Raw genomic sequence first — 15491 nt, 5'->3', positions numbered from 1 at the left:
ACCTTAACGCAACTTGAGGTTGCACGAAGGGTGACCCGTCGGGATACTAAAAGCAACACCGAGTTGCTTTTAGATGGGGGATCGCGATGGGTGGGGATCACAGCAGGCGTGCCGTGCTGGGCGGAGTGCTCGGCGTGGGCGTGGCAGGTCTGGCCGCGGCAGCACCAGGTCTGGCCGCCGCCGACGACCTTGCGGTCGAACGCGGCGGGCGCGGCCGTTACGCGGGCAAGGTCGTGCAGATCACCGGCGGAACGTCGGGCATCGGCGCGGCCACGGCCCGTGCGTTCGCCGCGGCGGGCGCGAAGGTGGCGTTCTGCGGCAGGCGGACCGCGCTGGGGCAGGAGGTGGAGCGGGCCATCCGTGCGGCCGGCGGCGATGCGACCTACATCGCCGCCGACGTGCGGGTCCCGTCGTCCGTTCAGCAGTTCGTGGACGGCGCGGTGCGGCGGTACGGGCGGGTGGACATCGCGTTCAACAACGCCGGCGTGCAGATCAACGCCGACCTGCACAAGGTGACCGTCGAACAGTGGGACGACGTGATGAACACCAATGCGCGCGGCGTGTTCCTGGCGATGAAACACCAGGTGCCGCACATGCAGGCGGTCGGCGGTGGGCACATCATCATCAACTCGTCGGTCGGTGCGATCGTGGGCAGGCCCGGCCTGTCCACGTATCAGGCGACCAAACAGGCCGTTCGGGCGTTGGCGCAGTCGGCGGCGCTCGAATACGGCGTCAACGGCATCCGCGTGAACGCCATCCTGCCGGGCATCACCGACACCCCGATGATCCGCCCGCCCGGCATGGACGACGCGACGTGGGAACAGGCAAAGGTCTACGTCGGTCGAATGAACGTGGATGGCCTCAAGGCCGTAGCCTCGCCGGACCAAATCGCTCGCGCAGTCCTGGCTCTGGCATCCGATGACCTGAACTACCTGACCGGCGCGGCCGTGCCGGTGGACGGAGGTATCGCCGCCGGTCGCCGCATGCTCCTCCCCGAACTGCCCTCCTGACGCCCGAACTGCCGTCCTGATGCACGGCAGGCCGCAAAATTGCGGCTCATTCAATCCGGATCTCCTGAGTAGGATCGGCCGAAAGCCGTCGTCTCCCGTGGAGCTCCCGTGTCGCGACCCGACTTGTTCTCGTACACGGGAGCACTCCGCGTGCTCGGCAAATACGAACGGCCGTTGTTCGAGAAGTTCGACATGCTGTTGGGCGGCGCGATCCTGGCCGGTGGCGCGTTCGGCGGATCGGCCGTCCTCGGCCTGATCGACCCCAAGAACGAAGCCATGACGTCCTTGCGGAAGGTGCTCGACGGGCTGTCCGCGAAGCTGACCGGACTGTCCGGGGTGCACCGCCAGGAACTCGTGTCGGCCGCGCACACCGTGATCGCGGTGAACTCGGTCTTCGACGCGTTCCGCGATCAGATCGGCCCCGGGTTCGACAAGCTCCGGATCACCGACAGCGAGAAGTTCAGGATGCTCGGCGTCGAGCCGACCGGATCGAACGAGGCTGCCGCCCTACCGACACTGACGGAACTCAACGTGCCGGCGCCCGATGCCACGCGAGGGTTCCAGCAGAACCTCGAAGGACCACTCACGCACTTCTTCGCGACCTCCGCCGAGCAGGTGGCGTCCTTCCTCGGCGGGTTGTCTGCCTGGCCCGCCAGGTCGGCCGAACTCGACCCGCTCATGTACCGGGAGGTCGTCAAGGAGTGCCGTGAGAAGTACGTGCACCACTACCTGGGGCTCGCCTCGGGTATCTCGGAATTCGAGATCTGGACCTTCATCGGCGAACACTCGGCCACCCGAGAGGCGGTCGAGACGGGCAACGCCCGGCTGGCGGAAGCTCTTGCCGCCCAGACGGAATCACTGGAACGCTTCGCGCGGCTGTTGTCCCTGTCCACGCCGGGACAACTGAACACGGACCGGTCGTACCGGGGGAAGCTGGAGAAGGCTGCTCTCGCCACGCTGGCGAAGCCCTTGCTCCGGACCAACCCGGAAAACCGGGCCGTCAACGCCCGGTTCCCGTCCGTCGAACGCGGTTTCGTGGCACCCCAGTACCGCGTGACCGTCCACGACGAGAAGGCCATTCCGGCATCCGAGGACTGGTGGTCGTCGCACACCGAGATCGAAGAGGACATCGACGCCTTCCTCGCGGCACACCTGTCGAGCCCGGCGAGCACCGCTCGGCCGCTACTCGTCCTGGGGCATCCGGGCGCGGGCAAGTCCCTGCTGATGGAAGTGCTCGCAGCGAGGCTGCCGGCCGCCGGGTACACCGTGGTCGACGTCCAACTCCGCAAGGTCAACGCCGACGACAGCGTGCGCGGGCAGATCGAGACCGCGCTGACCGACGTCCTGGCGGAGCGGGTCGACTGGGGCAGGCTCGCCGACGAGTGCGACGACACCATCCGCGTCGTGCTGCTGGATGGGTTTGACGAACTCGTCCAGGCCAGCGGGGTGACGCAGTCCAACTACATCCGGCAGGTCTGCGAGTTCCAGGAGCGCGAAGCCGATTTGGAACGGCCGGTGGCGGTCGTCATCACGTCACGGACCCTCGTCGTGGACCGGGCGCGCATCCCCGACGGTGTGCCGATCGTGAAACTGGAGGAGTTCGACGACACTCGCGTCGGGAAGTGGCTGGACGCGTGGAACCAGGCCAACGCCCCGACACCGGCCTTCCGGCCGCTCGCATCGGCCGACCTCCTCCGGCACGGTGACCTGGCCAGGCAGCCGCTGATCCTGATGATGCTCGCCATCTACGCCGCCGACGCGGAAAGCAGGCGACTGGACGACGAAAACCTGTCCAGGGCCGAGTTGTACGAGCGCCTGATCGACTCCTTCGTCCTGCGCCAAGCCCGTGACAAGAGCCGGATGCAGCCGTCCGACCGGCAGGTCGCGACGAAGGTCAAGCAGAGCAAGTGGCAGCTGGGCATCGCGGCGTTGGCCATGTTCAACCGCGGCCGGCAGTACGTGGACGACGCGGAGTTGGAACGAGACCTCGCACCCTTCACACCGTCCCAGGAGGCGGTGCAGCGAAGCAGTTTCGACGATCCGCTCAGCCTCGCAGATCGGACGGTCGGGGACTTTTTCTTCATCCACTCGGCGCAGCTGAACGCGCGGGACGGCGCGTCCACCGGCCGCCGCACCTACGAGTTCCTGCACGCCACGTTCGGTGAGTACCTGATCGCCGAACGGACCCTGAAGCTGCTCGGCGCGGTAGTGGTGGACAAACAACGGCGCGAATCGAGTCCCTTCGAGAGCTTCGGGCTCCTGGACGACGCCCTGCTGTTCTCATTGATCTCGCACCACGTGTTCACCAAGAGGCGGCCCATTCTCGAATTCGCGTCCGGACTGTTCAGGGCGCTCGACCCGGATGTCCGCGCGGGGATCCTCGGCGTGCTCGACGAGCTGATCCGATCGGTGCACCAACGGGTGAAGAACGACGCCCACCCGAGGTACGACCCTTCCGGGGCGACGCTGGTGTCCCGATTGGCCGCATACTCGGCGAACCTGATCTGCCTCCGCCTCTACCTGGATGACTCACCCGTGTCGCTCGACAGCCTGTTCCCGGGCTTGGGCGACGACCTCGGTGCCTGGCAATCCATGGTCCACCTGTGGCATTCCGGGTCGGACTCGGAGGGGTGGCGCAGCATTCTTGGGACGCTCACCCTCGAATGGGACAGCGGTATTCCGCGCATCGTCGTCCAAAAAGAGTTGACCGGTACTGAATACGTGGGCGAGGCGCGCCTCCTCGGTGATCCCATGCTCGAAGGCACAGTGCGTGTCGGTGACACATTCATTAGCAGCGATGTCACGCCGGATGTGCGGGAGCAGGATCTGCTCCAGAGATTATCCGTATGGGTTGCCAGGAACAGTGGGATGGCAGCTTCCCGAAGTTTTCTACCCTATGACATCGGAATTCTCGAAGAGGTTCTCGATGGACTCGAGTCCAGCGTCCCGATGAACCATGACGCGCAACACGTCCTGCTCTTTTCCTTGTCTCGGAAGGCGTGGAGACTTCCTGTGGAAATGGTGCTCCGGGTGGTCAAGTGGTTTGCGCTGGATCAGCACGGGTCCGCCGCAGGTGTTCAAATGACGTTCGAGGTGTGTTCGATCATCTGTGCCCATCCGCAGTTGCTGGACGAAATTGACGGCATGGTCGATCGTATTGCCGGGTGGGTTGCCGAAAACCAGGGTGAGGCTCTGTCGTGTTTGATCATGGTGTGGCGGACCAACGCGGCTGCGGCGGGTAAAAGAGAGGGTGTCCGCAAACTCCTGGGGCTGCTCGACGTGGCGGCGCGCCGGGGCGATGGTGATTACCTGAACGATGTGTACTTCCCGGCTGAGTCATTTGAATACCTGGCCGGCCCGGAGGCGGCGAACTGGGTGTTCGACAGAGAGCTCCTCAGAGCGTTGAGGGGATCCTCCCATAGGGCTTTGCGCAGGGTTGATCCGCGTTACTTCCTCGACGTTGTCGTGAAATTTTCCACGAGTTCGAGTGAGGTGCGCGCAGATGAAGAGGAGATCCTGAGGTTCGTGCAGGTTTACGTCTCCGAGCACGACGTCGTAGAAACCTTCCCGGACCTGCCGTCGGCTGTGGCGGCGCTGCGGCGTATGGCGGAGGCCCGGTCAGAGGAAGACGTTGCCGGTGGGGATCTTGGGGCGGCCGAGCGGGTGGTGGTCGCGGATGGTGGCGGACTGGTAGACGGCCGTGGTGTCGGCGGCGATCTTTGACCAGTCGAAGTCGGTTGCCAGGCGGGACTTCGCGGCGCGTGCCCGGCGCAGGGCTGAGGGGCGATCGTCCAAAACGGACCGGACGGCGCCGGCCAGTGCATCTACGTCACCGGGGGTGAAGGACAGGCCGGTCATGCCGTCCAGCACTACCTCGCCCAAGCCGCCCGCCGTGGACGCCACCAGAGGGGTGCCGGCTGCCGCCGCCTCCAACGCCACGATGCCGAACGGCTCGTACTTGCTCGGCAGCACAACGGCGTCCGCCGCCGACAGCACCGCCGCCAGGGAACGGTCCGACAGGTGCCCGACGAAGTCGACCGCCCGACGCACCTTGTGCTTGCGCGCCTGGTCCACCAGCCAATCCCGGTGCGTCCCGGTCCCGGCCACGACCAACCGGGCGCCCGGCCACGCGCGCCGGATCCGGGGCAGGGCGGCGATCAAATCCTGCACGCCCTTCTCCCACTCCAACCGCCCGAAGAACAGCAGCAACGGCGCACCGCCAGGGCTGTGGGCGGCACGGGCGGCGTCGACGTCCGACGAGCGGACGCGCCAGCGGCGTGGCTCGATGCCGTTGTGCAGCACCGTGATCGACGACGGCTCGACCTCGAACAGGTGCGCCACCTCGGTCCGCATCGCCGAGGAGCACGTGATCAGCGCGTCCGCCCGGTTCGCCAGCCACCACTCCACCGAGTGCACCTGCTGGTTCAACGTCTGCGACAGCCACCCGCTGTGCCGCCCGGCCTCGGTGGCGTGCACGGTCGCCACCAACGGCACGCCGGACGCCTCCGCCAACGCGATCGCGGGATGCGTGACCAGCCAGTCGTGCGCGTGCACGACATCCGGCCGCCAGTCGCGCAGCAACGCCAACCCCGCCCGCGTCATCGCGTGCCCCATGGCCAGCGTCCACGCCACCAGGTCCCGCTCGAACACCAGGTGCGCGGGGTCCTCGGCGACCCGGATCAGCCGCACACCGTCGACAACCGAGTCCGACGTCGGGTGCGTCACCGCGTCCGTCCCCGCCGGTTGACGGCACAGCACGACGACCTCGTGCCCCTGCGCGGCCAAGTTCCCGGCCAACGCGTGCACGTGCCGACCCAACCCGCCCACGACGACCGGCGGGTACTCCCAGGACAACATCAGCACGCGCATGGGCCATCCTCGCATTTCTGAACCGCTACGCTGGGAATGACCGACGGAAGTGGGGGAACGGTCATGCAGCCTTGGGTCTGGGGAGTCCTGTTCTGCGCCGCGTTGTTGGCGATCGGTTTCGCGGTCGACCGGAAGGCGCGGGCGAAGCGCGCCGGCCTCGAACGACCGGCCGACACCAGGGGCCGCTCGAAGGCGGACCCGGTGGTGCAGGCCCGGATCGACAACCCGGGTTCGGCCGGCGTGGCGGAGCGGGTCGACGGGCGCGGCGGCAACGCGTTCGGCGGGGGCGTCAACTAGCCAGCCCCCGCGCGTCGAGGTGGCCGAACGCTCCGTCGATCCGGCGCAGTTCGGCTGCCCGGCCGTGCCCGCGTCCGGCCCGCCGCAGGGTGACGAGTTCGGCGAACCGGTCCGCGTGCACCTTGGCCCGGTAACGGGCGTAGTCGGCGGCCGAGTCCTTGGTGACCATGAACGCCCAGTCGCTGGACAACGCCAGCAGCGCCTCCCGCACGGCCTGGTCGGCGACCGGGTCGCGCACCACGCCGGACAGGTCCAGCGCGAGCAGTTCGCGCTGGACCTCGGCGTTGCCGTGCACGATGTCGCTGACCTGGGGCCCGTTCCACACGTGCCAGTCCTTGCCCGCGCCCCACGACGACGGCGGCACCTCGACCGGCGCGCCCACGTGCCCGGCCTCGACCGCGCCGCGCAGCGTCGTCACCCGCACCCCGGCCTCGGGCAGCAACCGCAGCACCGCCTCCAGCCACGCCGGGCCCTCGTGCCACCAGTGCCCGTACAGCTCGGTGTCGTACGCGGCGACCACCAGCGACGGCCGGCCGTGCTGCTCCTTCAACGCCCGCAGCCGCCGCACCACCGTGTCCACGAAGTCCGCCGCGTGCCGCCGCACCGCCTCGGCGGCCAGACCGGGCTCGTACGGCCGCTTGTCCGACGGCTCGACGTTCTTCCCGGTCACCCGGGACGGCTTGAGCCCGCTCGGGTGGTCGTAGGTGTGGAAGTCCCGGTACGCCGGGTCGCCGGGGTAGCCGACCTTGGGCGACCACACCCGGTACGACACCTCCAGGTCACGCCCGAAGCACACGACGTCCGACGTGCCGACCGGCCGGCCCGCGGCCGTGTCGCCGTGCAGTGACGGGCCGTCCACCATGAACCGCCGCACACCGGCTCGCGCGTAGCCGTGCTCCATGCCGGGCGCGTACGCGCACTCCGGCGCCCAGATCCCCTCGGGCGTCGACCCGATCCGCAGCGCGGTGTCCGCCAACCCGGTGCGCAGGGAGAACGCCCGCAGCCGCGGGTCGAGCAACGGTTGGAACGGGTGCGCGGCCGGTCCGCCGAGCAGCTCGATCACCCGTGAGTCCACAAGGGACCGCAGCAAGGGCGAGAAGCCGTGCCGCCACCGCGTCTCGAAGCGCTCCAACGCCCACGCCGACGAGCGGTGCTCGCGCGCGGCGAGATCCGGCAGCCGGGACGACGCGCTGTGCGCGCGCAGCTGCCAGTTGCCCAGCCAGTCGTGCACGCCCCGCAGGCTGTACGGGTCGTCCAGCTGCGCGGCCAGGACCGGCGTCACGCCCAGCGTCAGCACGTCCTCGCGGCCCTCGGCGGCGAACCGCTCCAGCATGTCGACCACGGGCAGGTACGAGTGCGCCCACGCCTGGTACAGCCACTCCTCGCCGACCGGCCAGGCGCCGTGGTGCGCCAGCCACGGCAGGTGGCTGTGCAGGACCAGGCAGAACGTGCCCTCGTCGGAGCCGGGTCGACCGTTCGCCGTCACTCGCGCACCGCCACGGCGACGAGGTCGAGGCTCGCGTCCGGGTCGTCGGTGGTGATCTCGAAGTCCTCGCTGCGCACGGACGCCACGGCGGCCAGCAGGTCCTCGGGCCACTCGCCGCCGTCCACCACCACGGCCACCTGCGCGTCGATGATCGACCCGCCGAACCGCTCGTCCAGCGACCGCAACGCCGGGCCGTGCCGCAGACCGGCCAGCAACTCGACCCGCAGGCCCGCGTCGACCAGCAGCGAAGCCAGCTCGGCGGGCGCCAGCTCACGGGTGTGGAACGGGTTGAGCGGCGTGTCGCGGCCGGGGGAGAAGGTGATCCGGTTCGGCGTGGTGACCAGCAGCCGTCCGCCGGGCCGCAGCACCCGCGCGCACTCGGCCAGGAAGCCCTCCTGGTCCCACAGGTGCTCGATGACCTGGAGGTTCGCCACCACGTCCACGCTCGCGTCGCGCAACGGCAGCGACGCCAGGTTGCCCCGCAGCACCGCCAGCTCCGGGTACGCTCGGCCGGCGTGCGCGGCGGTCAGTTCGTCGTAGTCCAGCGCGACGACCCGCGCGGCGTGCCCGGCGATCAGCGCGGCGCCGTAGCCCTCGCCGCACCCCGCCTCCAGCACGACCGCGCCGGCGCAGTGCCGGACAAGATCCAGGTACGCGGCCTCGTGTCGCCTGAACCAGTAGTTCTCGGCGGCGATCCCGGGCACGGTGCGCTCACCGGTGAGGGGCAGCGGCTCGACGGTCACCCGACCAGCCTAGTTCCTCGTTACTCGCGGGTAGCCATCGCCCGTCCGTTGCGATGTCACTGTTTCGTGTGAACTTGTCGATACTTGATAGTCCCCGTTTGTCGCTGCGCGCATTCTTTTCGGCCCTGTTCTTTCCGGAGGAATAACACCATCGGGTGACCTATACGGGTCTTGTGTTGATCTTCCCGATGGTGTTCAGCCTGCAAGTGGCGTGCATCGACGACACACGATATGGGTAGTAATGGGTGGTCATATGCCGCTCGGGTGCCTTACTCTCGGTACCCTCGGCCAATCTTCAAACGAGTGGGGCCGCCATGGGTGCGAAAGAGCAGGAGATTGTTCCGCTGCACGCGGGTTTCGACATCGCCTACCGGGGTTTCAACCGACGTCAGGTGATCGAGCACCTCGAGAACCTGGAGGAGCAGCTCAAGTTCACCACCGTCGACCGGGCCGAGGCGTTGGCCCAGGCGGCGGATCTGCGCAAGCTGCTGGAGATGACCAGGCACGACCTGGAGGAGGCCAGGGCCCGGATCGAGCGGCTGGAGATGTCGCCCAGCACGACCTCCGGCGCCACCGAGCGCATGCACCGGATACTCCTGCTGGCCGAGGACGAGGCGAACGACCTGCGGTTGCGCGCCGAGCACGACATCGCGGCGCTGCGCGAGCGCACCGAGGCGGAGCTGGCCGACCGGCGGCGCGAGGTCGAGGCGGAGCTGACCGCCCTGCGCGAGGAGGCCGAAGCGCACGCGCGCGAGCAGCGCGAGGCCGCCAACCGCCGGGCCGCCGAGCTGGACCAGCGCGAGGTCGACCTGGAACGCCGCCAGGTCGAGGTCGAGGCGCACCTCACGGCCCGCAGCGAGGAGGTCGAAGCCGAGTGCGCCGCCGCGATCGCACGGGCGGAGGAGGAGGCGGACCGGCTGCTGCGGGAGGCCACCGAGCAGTGCCACCGGCTGGAGGCCGAGTCCGACGCCAAGCGCGCCAAGGCGCAGAACTTCTTCGAGCTGACCATGAACAGGCGGCGCCACGAGGCCGAGCAGCACTTCGCCCAGCAGGAGGAACTGGCCAAGGCGCGGGCCTCGTTCCTGATCAAGCTCGCGGCGCGTGAGGCGCAGCGGCGCATCGGCGAGATCCAGCAGCAGGCCGACGACCTCCGCGAACTGCGCCGGATGGTGGTCTCGCAGCTCGGCGCCGCGCGGGTGGCGCTGGACGAGGCGGCGGACCGGGTGCCGAGTCTGATCCCGGAGCAGACCACCGTGGAACAGGCGGAACCCGAGCTGGTAGACACCGGTTTGGTCGACACCGAGCTGGTCGACACCGGTTTGGTCGACACCGAGCAGGCCGGTACCGGGCAGATCGACACCGAAGACCAGCGGGTCGGTGCTTGATGGCGGTGCGGCCGGGACTGCCGGGCCGTGGAACCGGTCCGGCATCGCCGTCACGGTGGTCGCCCACACGGGGAACGGCGAGACGATGACGTGTCGGTCCGGACTTCTCGCCCTGCGGCGGGCGGAATCGGTGTGGGAGTTAGTGGTCGGGCGCGGCGTGCCGGCCGAGGCCGTCAGCACCGGGGTCGTGGTCGACCCGGTCTGTGGCCCGCCGTCCGACGGCGGCCCGCGAGTCGACGTGCTCGTCGGGTGAGGATGCGGTGATGTCCGGCGCGGTCGTGTTCGGGTTGTGCGCCCTGTCGTTCGCCGCGGGCTGCGTGCTGACGGCCGTGATGCTCAGACGCGACCGGACGCCGGAGCCGGTGACCGATGCGCGCGTGCCGACGATGAACCTGCGGTTACCGCCGGAGGACTACGCGACCAGGCCGATCCACCGCAACCCGGTGATGGGCATCCCGACGGCACTGCCCCCGCCCGAGCCCGCACGGCCCACGCTCGTCCTGGTGCCGGACCTGGAGCCCGAGGAACCCGTCCGGCAGGACGAGGTGCGCCGGATGCACGTGGTGCGGGACGCGGTCGAGTCGGACGAGCCGGTCGTCCACGGGTCCCAGCCCGTGTCAGACCAGGTGCCGGACCGAACCGAGCCCGTCCTGGTGGAAGTGCCGACCGGACCCGAGCCTGAGCCCGGGACGTCGGCACCCGTCACCGATCAGCCCGCGCCGCAGGTGCACCTGCCGGACACGGGCGAGTACCGCCGGCGCTGTTGACGCGCGGTCGAAACGGCCCGCCGCGAGTCGGAACCCGCAGCGGGCCGAACGGCCGGCAGCCTCAGCGCTTGCGGAACTTGCGCAGCAGCTGCTGCGCCTTCGCCTTGTTGCGCGGATCGCGCGCCGCCTGCTTGACCTGTTGGGTGACCCGGCGGCCCTGCGGACTCCGGGCGAACGCGGCGATCTTGCTGAACAGAGAAGCCATGTCCACCTCCTTCCCTGTCCGGCCAACGCGCAAACCCCGCGCGGAGTTCCTAAACCGGCGAAACGGTCACGCCAAGCGCGCCCGGACCGACGTGCGCGCCGATCGCCGAGCTGACCTGGGTGACCAGGAACCGCCGCACGTTGGGCAGTTTCGCGCGCAGCTGTTCGAGCACGTTCCCGGCGCGTTCGGCCGCGTCGAAGTGCTCGACCGCGATGTCCACCGGTTCCCGGCCCGCCCGCTTGACCGCGATGTCGATCAGCTTGCGCACCGCCCGTTCCGCGCCGAGCGCCCGGTCCAACGGCGCGATCTGCCCGTCCGTCACGGTCAGCAGCGGCTTCATCGACAGCGCCGACCCGAGCAGGGCTGCGGCCCGGCCGATCCGCCCGCCGCGCTGGAGGTACTCCAGCGTGTCCACGTAGATCAGCTCGGTGCTGCGCCGGAGGATGTGCTGCGCGGCGGACAGCACGCGGTTCGCGTCACCGCCCGCGCCGGCCGCGGTGGCGGCGGCCACCACCGCGTACCCGAGGCTCATGCCGCACGTCTGCGTGTCCACGACGTGCACCGGCACCTGCACCTGCGCGGCGGCCTGCCGAGCCGCCTCCACGGTCTGCGACAGACCCGTCGACACGTGCAGGGAGACGATCGCGTCCGCTCCGGCGGCCGCCGCGTCGGCGTACGCCCAGAAGAACGCGCCGGGGTCCGGCGGCGAGGTGGTGACGTCGAGCTGCCCGCGCAGGGCGTCCACGAGCTTCGGCACGGGCACGCGGACCTCGTCGTCCACCCAGTCCCCGATGCGCACTTGGACCTGGGCCACCGTCACGCCGAGCTTCTCGGCCAACTGCGGCGGCAGGGACGCGGTGGAATCCGTGACAATCGCTACACGCCGGGGCATGCGCTCGAACCTAGCCGAGTAGGGGAAGGGTTTGTAACGCGGTGGTCACGATGTTCGCGATCGTCGGAATCACCTTGACAGAGATCCAGTGAGCATCATCACGCGCGGCGGGTGCTTGCTGTGGTTTGCACCTCTGCTACCGGTGGGTAACATTCAGGTGGTCGACACCACCATGCCAATGCGGTGATGGCATGGCAGGGTCACGAACAATCCGGCGACCACAGGCAACCACCGGCGCCGATCCCGTCGCCGCCCGTCCGCAGGAGGTCGAAGAGGACCTATGAACATTGTCGTCCTGGTCAAGCAGGTGCCCGACACCTGGTCCGAGCGCAAGCTCGCCGACGCCGACCACACCCTCGACCGCGAGTCCGCGGACGCCGTGCTCGACGAGATCAACGAGCGTGCCGTGGAAGAGGCGCTGCTGCTCCAGGAGGCGCACGGCGGTGAGGTGACCGTCGTCGCGATGGGTCCCGACCGTGCGACCGACGCGATCCGCAAGGCGCTGTCCATGGGCGCGGACAAGGCCGTCCACGTCTCCGACACCGCGCTGCACGGCTCCGACGCGCTGACCACCGCGCGGGTGTTGGCCAAGGCGATCGGCACGGTCGAGGGTGTCGACCTGGTGATCGCGGGCAACGAGGCCACCGACGGCCGGGCGGGCGCGGTGCCGGCGATGCTGGCCGAGCTGCTGGGGTGGCCGCAGGTCACGCAGGTCCGCAAGGTGACCGTCGAGGGCTCCACGGTCAAGGCCGAGCGGGAGACCGACGAGGGCGTCGCGCACCTGGAGGCGGGCCTGCCCGCCGTGGTCAGCGTCACCGAGAAGATCAACGAGCCGCGGTACCCGTCGTTCAAGGGCATCATGGCGGCGAAGAAGAAGCCGGTCAGCAAGCTCACCGTCGCCGACCTGGGGCTGGACGCCGGCGAGGTCGGTCTGACCGCCGCCTGGACGCAGGTGCTGGAGGCGGCCCCGAAGCCGCCGCGCAGCGCGGGTCAGCGTGTCGAGGACTCGGGTGACGGCGGTTCGAAGATCGCCGAGTACCTGGTCGGCCAGAAGCTCATTTGAAGGCGAGGAATCACATGTCCGAGGTCCTGGTCCTCGTCGACCACGTCGACGGCGAGGTCAAGAAGGTCACCTACGAGCTTCTATCCGCCGCGCGCGGTCTCGGCGAGCCGGCCGCGGTGGTGGTCGGATCGCCCGGCACCGCGGGCAAGGTGAGGGAGTCGCTGGGCCGGTACGGGGCGGTGAAGGTGTACGCGGTGGAGTCCGAGGACGCCGCCACGCTCCTGGTCACCCCGAAGGTGGACGCGCTGGCCGCGGTCGCCGCGACCGCCTCTCCGGCCGCCGTGCTGGTGTCGGCGACGCTGGAGGGCAAGGAGGTCGCCGGCCGGCTGGCCGTGCGCCTCGGGTCGGGGTTGCTCTACGACGCGGTCGACCTGGACGCCGAGGGTGTCGCCACCCAGTCCGTGTTCGGTGGCGCGTACGTGGTGAAGTCCAAGGTCACCCAGGGGGTGCCGGTCATCGCGGTGCGGCCCGGCGGCATCGAGGCCTCCGAGGCCCCGGCCGACGCGGTCGAGGTCGCGGTCGAGGCCCCGGCGGCGGACCCGGCGCGGGTCACCCGGGTGACCGGCCGGGAGCCGGTCGTGGGCGGTGACCGGCCGGAGCTGACCGAGGCGTCGGTGGTGGTGTCCGGTGGTCGCGGCGTGGGCAGCGCGGAGAGCTTCGCGGTGGTGGAGAAGCTGGCCGACAGCCTCGGCGCGGCCGTGGGCGCGTCGCGGGCCGCGGTGGACTCCGGCTACTACCCGCACCAGTTCCAGGTCGGCCAGACCGGCAAGACCGTCTCCCCGCAGCTGTACATCGCGCTGGGCATCTCCGGCGCGATCCAGCACCGGGCCGGCATGCAGACCTCGAAGACCATCGTCGCGGTCAACAAGGACCCCGAGGCCCCGATCTTCGAGATCGCCGACTTCGGCGTCGTCGGCGACCTGTTCACGGTCGCACCCCAGCTCACCGACGAGGTCGGCAAGCGCAAGGGCTGACCTGCTGGTTCATCCGTTCGGTCGGCACGAGGGCCGCTCCGCTCACGCGGGGCGGCCCTCGTGCCGTGCACGACCTCACCGGGGCTTAACCGACCTGCCACTGAGGCGTCATCGGAACGACCTGCTCCCGGTCGCCAACCGATCGGTAGACCAGAGCCATGACGCAGCCGCAACTGCTTGTCAGCACCGGTGACGCCGCTTCCGACGCGCCGCGCTACTCCCTGTTGGTCGCGCGTGACAGCGACGAGGTCGTGGCCGCGCAGCGGCTGCGGCACCAGGTGTTCGCCTCCGAGATGGGCGCCGTGCTGCACACCCCCGTGCCGGGGCACGACGTCGACTACTTCGACCAGTTCTGCGACCACCTGGTGGTGCGGGACGACCGGACCGGCGAGATCGTCGGCACGTACCGGATGCTGCCGCCGGAACGGGCCGCCGAGGCGGGCCGGCTGTACTCCGACGGCGAGTTCGACCTGTCCGCGCTGGACGCACTCCGGCCGTCCCTGGTGGAGACCGGGCGGTCGTGCGTGCACCCGGACCACCGCAACGGCGCCGTGGTGTCGTTGGTGTGGGCCGGTATCGCCCGCTACATGCTGCTGTCCGGGCACTCGTGGCTGATCGGCTGCGCTTCCGTGCCGCTGCACGACGGCGGGTCGTTCGCGGCGGGCGTGTGGGACGTCGTGCGGACCAAGCACCACGCCCCCGAGGAGTACCGGGTGACGCCGTTGACGCCGTGGGACGTGGAATCGGCGGAGCGGCCGGAGAAGACCGTGCTGCCGCCGTTGCTGAAGGGCTACCTGCGGCTGGGCGCGTGGGTGTGCGGGCCGCCCGCGTTGGACGCCGATTTCGGCGTGGTCGACCTGCCCGTGCTGCTGGGGATGGATCGGGTGGACCAGCGGTACCTGAAGTTCTTCCTCGGGGAGACATCGTGAGCGCCAAGCACGCGTGGATGCCTGTTTCGCCCTGCGGTGACGGGTGCGTCGACCACTCGACGGCGTCCGTCGGGCCGGTCCGGGCGGCGTGGCGGCTGTTGGCCGCGGCGACCGTGATGCTGTCCGGGGTGCTCGTGGTCCTCGCCGTCTTCTGCGTTCGCGGACCGGCCCGCTCGGCGTTGCTCCGGCAGTGGTTCCGGGCTCTGCTGCGGGCTTTCGGCGTGCGGCTGCGGGTGATCGGGCCGGTGTTCCAGGACAACCCCGGTCGCGGTGTGCTGGTGGTGTCGAACCACGTGTCGTGGTTGGACGAGCTGGCGATCGACGCGGTGCAGCCGATCCGGATGGTGGCCAAGCGGGACATCCGGGACTGGCCGGTGCTCGGTCGGCTGATCACCGCGGCGCGCACGGTCTACCTGGACCGGGAGCGGCTGTCGTTGCTGCCGGCGACGGTGGCGGAGTTGGCGGCGGCGCTGCGGGACGGCGCTGCGGTCGGCATCCACGCCGAGGGGACGACGTGGTGCGGTGTGGCGTCCGGGCGTTACCGGCCCGCGCTGTTCCAGGCGGCGCTGGACGCCGGTGTGCCGGTGCGGCCCGTGGTGCTGCGGTACCTCCAGGACTCGGCGCCGTCCACCAGGCCCGCGTTCATCGGGTCGGACACGTTGGTCGACTCGATGCGGCGGGTGCTGCGGTCACGCGGTCTCGTGGTCGAGGTGCGCGTGCTGGACGAGGTCGCACCCGGCCGCGCGTCGACGCGCCGGGAGTTGGCGGCACTCGTGCAGCAGGAGGCGGAGCGCGTGATCTCAGGGGCGGTCGAGGTGCCGGCGCAGCGCGTGCACGCTGCGGGGATGGCCACTCGGGTGGCCTGAACCGG

At 69.8% G+C, this 15491-nt stretch carries 15 protein-coding genes; 10 read left to right on the top strand and 5 right to left on the bottom strand.

The genetic code is table 11. The features are described 5' to 3' along the window. The first annotated feature begins 86 nt into the window (after nucleotides 1-86). Together FM051_RS13895 and FM051_RS13890 are read left to right on the top strand one after the other, a co-directional pair. On the top strand, nucleotides 87-1010 hold the full coding sequence (locus tag FM051_RS13895; protein WP_158843325.1) for an SDR family NAD(P)-dependent oxidoreductase: 924 nt from the start codon (nucleotides 87-89) through the stop codon (nucleotides 1008-1010). Nucleotides 1011-1118: 108 nt separating this feature from the next. Next, nucleotides 1119-4733: an NACHT domain-containing protein gene (locus FM051_RS13890; RefSeq protein ID WP_420803592.1), complete on the top strand. Its 3615-nt coding sequence runs from the start codon at nucleotides 1119-1121 to the stop codon at nucleotides 4731-4733. Here the strand turns inward: FM051_RS13890 and FM051_RS13885 are convergent. After that, nucleotides 4629-5879 carry a glycosyltransferase family 4 protein gene (locus FM051_RS13885; RefSeq protein ID WP_158843323.1) on the bottom strand — a complete coding sequence of 417 codons (1251 nt, stop codon included), beginning with the start codon at nucleotides 5877-5879 and terminating at the stop codon, nucleotides 4629-4631. The genes FM051_RS13890 and FM051_RS13885 overlap by 105 nt on opposite strands. A 63-nt stretch (nucleotides 5880-5942) precedes the next feature. On the opposite strand from FM051_RS13885, the gene FM051_RS13880 reads away from it, so the two are divergent. Continuing rightward, nucleotides 5943-6176 (top strand): hypothetical protein, encoded by a 234-nt coding sequence (locus FM051_RS13880; protein ID WP_158843322.1) that lies wholly within the window; start codon nucleotides 5943-5945, stop codon nucleotides 6174-6176. On the opposite strand, the gene FM051_RS13875 is transcribed toward FM051_RS13880, so the two are convergent. Together FM051_RS13875 and FM051_RS13870 are read right to left on the bottom strand one after the other, a co-directional pair. Next, nucleotides 6169-7662 carry a 1,4-alpha-glucan branching protein domain-containing protein gene (locus tag FM051_RS13875; RefSeq protein ID WP_158843321.1) on the bottom strand — a complete coding sequence of 498 codons (1494 nt, stop codon included), beginning with the start codon at nucleotides 7660-7662 and terminating at the stop codon, nucleotides 6169-6171. The two genes, FM051_RS13880 and FM051_RS13875, sit on opposite strands and share 8 nt — an antisense overlap. Further along, nucleotides 7659-8405, bottom strand: a complete 747-nt coding sequence (locus FM051_RS13870) for a class I SAM-dependent methyltransferase (protein WP_158843320.1) — start codon at nucleotides 8403-8405, stop codon at nucleotides 7659-7661. The genes FM051_RS13875 and FM051_RS13870 overlap by 4 nt, the downstream gene beginning before the upstream one ends. Nucleotides 8406-8719: 314 nt before the next feature. Here FM051_RS13870 and FM051_RS13865 point away from each other — a divergent pair, with 314 nt between their 5' ends. Genes FM051_RS13865 through FM051_RS13855 form a run of 3 tightly spaced genes read left to right on the top strand, consistent with a single transcriptional unit; the run spans nucleotide 8720 to nucleotide 10557 of the window. Continuing rightward, the gene (locus FM051_RS13865) at nucleotides 8720-9790 is read left to right on the top strand and encodes a coiled-coil domain-containing protein (RefSeq protein WP_158843319.1); all 1071 of its coding nucleotides are present in this window, start codon (nucleotides 8720-8722) and stop codon (nucleotides 9788-9790) included. Further along, a complete protein-coding gene (locus FM051_RS13860) occupies nucleotides 9783-10043 on the top strand; it encodes a hypothetical protein (protein WP_158843318.1) in 261 nt (86 codons plus the stop codon). The genes FM051_RS13865 and FM051_RS13860 overlap by 8 nt, the downstream gene beginning before the upstream one ends. 10 nt (nucleotides 10044-10053) lie before the next feature. After that, complete coding sequence (locus FM051_RS13855) at nucleotides 10054-10557, top strand: hypothetical protein (protein ID WP_158843317.1); 504 nt, start codon at nucleotides 10054-10056, stop codon at nucleotides 10555-10557. Nucleotides 10558-10618: 61 nt separating this feature from the next. On the opposite strand, the gene FM051_RS50495 is transcribed toward FM051_RS13855, so the two are convergent. Both FM051_RS50495 and FM051_RS13850 read right to left on the bottom strand, forming a co-directional pair. Next, nucleotides 10619-10762, bottom strand: a complete 144-nt coding sequence (locus FM051_RS50495; RefSeq protein WP_202918817.1) for a hypothetical protein — start codon at nucleotides 10760-10762, stop codon at nucleotides 10619-10621. A 49-nt stretch (nucleotides 10763-10811) separates the two neighbouring features. Beyond that, entirely contained in the window at nucleotides 10812-11654 is an 843-nt protein-coding gene (locus tag FM051_RS13850) for a DegV family protein (RefSeq protein WP_158843316.1), read from the bottom strand. 280 nt (nucleotides 11655-11934) lie between these two features. Between FM051_RS13850 and FM051_RS13845 the strand changes: the two genes are divergently transcribed. From FM051_RS13845 to FM051_RS13830, 4 genes are all read left to right on the top strand, one after another. Further along, complete coding sequence (locus FM051_RS13845) at nucleotides 11935-12717, top strand: electron transfer flavoprotein subunit beta/FixA family protein (protein ID WP_158843315.1); 783 nt, start codon at nucleotides 11935-11937, stop codon at nucleotides 12715-12717. A gap of 14 nt (nucleotides 12718-12731) precedes the next feature. Continuing rightward, nucleotides 12732-13691 carry an electron transfer flavoprotein subunit alpha/FixB family protein gene (locus FM051_RS13840; RefSeq protein WP_158843314.1) on the top strand — a complete coding sequence of 320 codons (960 nt, stop codon included), beginning with the start codon at nucleotides 12732-12734 and terminating at the stop codon, nucleotides 13689-13691. 158 nt (nucleotides 13692-13849) lie between these two features. Further along, nucleotides 13850-14620, top strand: a complete 771-nt coding sequence (locus FM051_RS13835) for a GNAT family N-acetyltransferase (protein ID WP_158843313.1) — start codon at nucleotides 13850-13852, stop codon at nucleotides 14618-14620. After that, entirely contained in the window at nucleotides 14617-15486 is an 870-nt protein-coding gene (locus FM051_RS13830; RefSeq protein WP_158843312.1) for a lysophospholipid acyltransferase family protein, read from the top strand. The genes FM051_RS13835 and FM051_RS13830 overlap by 4 nt, the downstream gene beginning before the upstream one ends. Nucleotides 15487-15491: the final 5 nt, after the last annotated feature.

Origin of the sequence: Saccharothrix deserti (genome assembly GCF_009769385.1) — a bacterium.
Classification (GTDB): domain Bacteria; phylum Actinomycetota; class Actinomycetes; order Mycobacteriales; family Pseudonocardiaceae; genus Actinosynnema; species Actinosynnema deserti.
Note: the sequence above shows the minus strand (reverse complement) of the source record. Positions and strands in the feature narration are given on the sequence as shown.

Coding starts and splice junctions, on each gene's coding strand:
- FM051_RS13845 (WP_158843315.1), top strand. CDS start 11,935: ATGAACATTGTCGTCCTGGTCAAGCAGGTGCCCGACACCTGGTCCGAG.
- FM051_RS13855 (WP_158843317.1), top strand. CDS start 10,054: ATGTCCGGCGCGGTCGTGTTCGGGTTGTGCGCCCTGTCGTTCGCCGCG.
- FM051_RS13895 (WP_158843325.1), top strand. CDS start 87: ATGGGTGGGGATCACAGCAGGCGTGCCGTGCTGGGCGGAGTGCTCGGC.
- FM051_RS13850 (WP_158843316.1), bottom strand. CDS start 11,654: ATGCCCCGGCGTGTAGCGATTGTCACGGATTCCACCGCGTCCCTGCCG.
- FM051_RS13865 (WP_158843319.1), top strand. CDS start 8,720: ATGGGTGCGAAAGAGCAGGAGATTGTTCCGCTGCACGCGGGTTTCGAC.
- FM051_RS13885 (WP_158843323.1), bottom strand. CDS start 5,879: ATGCGCGTGCTGATGTTGTCCTGGGAGTACCCGCCGGTCGTCGTGGGC.
- FM051_RS13835 (WP_158843313.1), top strand. CDS start 13,850: ATGACGCAGCCGCAACTGCTTGTCAGCACCGGTGACGCCGCTTCCGAC.
- FM051_RS13840 (WP_158843314.1), top strand. CDS start 12,732: ATGTCCGAGGTCCTGGTCCTCGTCGACCACGTCGACGGCGAGGTCAAG.
- FM051_RS50495 (WP_202918817.1), bottom strand. CDS start 10,762: ATGGCTTCTCTGTTCAGCAAGATCGCCGCGTTCGCCCGGAGTCCGCAG.
- FM051_RS13880 (WP_158843322.1), top strand. CDS start 5,943: ATGCAGCCTTGGGTCTGGGGAGTCCTGTTCTGCGCCGCGTTGTTGGCG.